Genomic DNA, 2,103 nt, shown 5'->3' on the forward strand with positions numbered 1-2,103 from the left:
GGCCGGCGCCTCGTCGTCGATGGCGCCGGTGATGGTGCCGCCGTTGTCCGCCAGCCAGGTTCGCAGCTTGAGCAGCACGCGACGGTTGCCGAACAGGCCCAGCTGGTCCGCGGGATCGACCAGCGCGCGAAGGCCTTCGGGGTCGGTGTTGAATCTCGCGATGGCCGCATCGATCACGCCGATCGCATCGGCAGCGGGAGTCATGTCGAACAGCCCCTCGAGGGATTCGACGCCGAATGCGGCGGACCACAAGGCCACGCGGTACGGCTGCACGGTGACCGATGAGTGATAGGTGTCAGCGGTGGCGATGCATTCGAATGCGAGCACTTCCATTGCCTCTCAGATGAATACGCCAGCAACAGCGACCTGGAGAACCGTCGGCGGAACGGTTCCAGTGATGGCGGTGACGTAGGGCCAGAACCTTTCCTTGTCCGACACGCTCACGCCGAGGGCGGTGAAGTTGCGGCGCGTGACGTTCGGGCCGAGGGTGCCGGTGTGGATGGTGGTGTAGCTGGTCCCGGCCGCGTTCCATTTGCGGGTTTCGATCGTGATGCCGTTGGGCTGATTGAGTAGGCCGATGTGGATGTCGGTCAGGATCGCGGTGCGCCCGTCCTGCACGTTGAGGACAGGCCCGAGCAGCAGCTCGTTCACGCCGAGCAAAACCTCGGCGCTGGCGACCAGGAACTCGATCGACCAGAAACTCGCTGTGTCGTAGGCGATGTCTGCTTTCTCCACTGCGTTCGCGGCATCGTTGGCGGCGGCCTGCGATGTCGTGACCGCCTGGTCCGCCGCGCCCTGCGCCAGCTCGATCGGGTGCCGGACTTCCGAGCCGACCGCATTCTGCGTGCGGGTGTACGCGGCGATGGTTCCAGCCTTGAGCTGCTGCTTGGTGGTCTCTGCGTTCAGGTCGGAGGAGAACGCGCCGCCCACGACGAGCGCGTTCTCGGGGGGTGGAATGCCCGGGGTAGTCACTGACTAGACCTCCTCGCGCAGCCGTTCGGGGATGTCAGGTGTCTGCGGGGCGGGCGCGCCGAGGCGGTGCGCGAGGGCGAGCTCGGCGATATGCGACAGCAGTCCGCGGATGAATCGAATCGCCTCGCGGAACAGCGACTTGGATTCGGCGAGCTCGGCCTCGAGGTGGGCTACGCGCTGCTCAAGCAAGGCGTATCGCTTGTCCCGTTCGTCGGCGCGCCTGGACTGGCGCGCGTTCAGGTAGCCGAAGATCGCGCCGAGCACGGCGACGGTGCCGCCGAACAGGGCGGTGATCTGTTCAGGGCTCACAGGTTGCCGCCCGCTCGCGGCTCGGCCGCCAGCCACGGCACCCACTCGGCGAGGGCGGCGTTGACCGCGGGCACGGACATGATTCGGGTGATCGCGCCCGAGATGGCCAGCGCGGTCGCGATGCCGGCGGCCGTGCTCGGCAGGCCGGATGAGGCAACGATCACGGGCATCATCGGGGCCAGGCCGACGACGAGCTGAAACACGGTGCGCGTCGTGGCCCGCCAGGGATAGCGCACCTGGCTCGCAGTCTCGGGCGCGCTGTGCTGCCCCATCACTGCGCGGCCTTAATCGCCGCAGCGATCTTCGCGGGCAGCTCGTCGAGTGTGCGCTGCAGCGCGTTGAGCTGGGCGGGTACCTCGGTGCTGGCCTCGTGCTCGCGGCCGTCGATGTTGAGGACGAATCCGGCGAGAGTGTCGACAGGCTTGTCGTCGCGGCGGTACTTGGACCGGGACGGGTAGCGCTGAGTCAGCTCGCGGTGGCAGTCGGCGAGTTGCTGCGCCTGCTCGGGGGTCATGTCGTCGGTCTCCTCGTTCGGGGTAGTGGTGGTGTGATTTGCCTTGGCCAGCAGGACATCCCAGGGGAAGGCCGGGCCGGGGTCGGTGTGGTCGGTGGCGTGCCAGGCGTCGACGGTGTCGGCGTGGCCGCCGACCCCGGACTGCCCTGCCCGCATCTGGGCGCCGGACAGTTTCACCAGCGGAATCCCGTAGCGGTCGGACCAGTCGCGCAGCACGCGGGCCGCGGCGTCGAACTGCGCTGGGGCGTCGAGCCATTCGGCGCGCGTCTGTTCGGAGTAGCCGAGGAAGCACAGGTGCAGGCCGATCT

At 68.0% G+C, this 2,103-nt stretch carries 5 protein-coding genes; all 5 read right to left on the reverse strand.

All coding sequences use genetic code 11. The features are described from left to right. A partial coding sequence (locus ACFRAM_RS28590; RefSeq protein WP_379470422.1) for a hypothetical protein occupies positions 1 to 333 on the reverse strand: 333 nt, incomplete at its 3' end. Between the two features lie 6 nt (positions 334 to 339). Then, a complete protein-coding gene (locus tag ACFRAM_RS28595) occupies positions 340 to 972 on the reverse strand; it encodes a hypothetical protein (protein ID WP_379470423.1) in 633 nt (210 codons plus the stop codon). A gap of 3 nt (positions 973 to 975) precedes the next feature. Further along, positions 976 to 1,281, reverse strand: coding sequence for a hypothetical protein (locus tag ACFRAM_RS28600; protein ID WP_379470424.1), 306 nt, complete (start codon positions 1,279 to 1,281; stop codon positions 976 to 978). Then, positions 1,278 to 1,553, reverse strand: coding sequence for a hypothetical protein (locus ACFRAM_RS28605; protein ID WP_379470425.1), 276 nt, complete (start codon positions 1,551 to 1,553; stop codon positions 1,278 to 1,280). The genes ACFRAM_RS28600 and ACFRAM_RS28605 overlap by 4 nt, the downstream gene beginning before the upstream one ends. Beyond that, the coding region (locus ACFRAM_RS28610; protein ID WP_379470426.1) for a hypothetical protein at positions 1,553 to 2,103 on the reverse strand (551 nt) is incomplete at its 5' end. The genes ACFRAM_RS28610 and ACFRAM_RS28605, both read right to left, overlap by 1 nt.

The organism is Paenibacillus sp. NPDC056722 (genome assembly GCF_042790635.1).
In the GTDB taxonomy this organism is placed as follows: Bacteria; Bacillota; Bacilli; order Paenibacillales; family Paenibacillaceae; genus Paenibacillus_AQ; species Paenibacillus_AQ agri.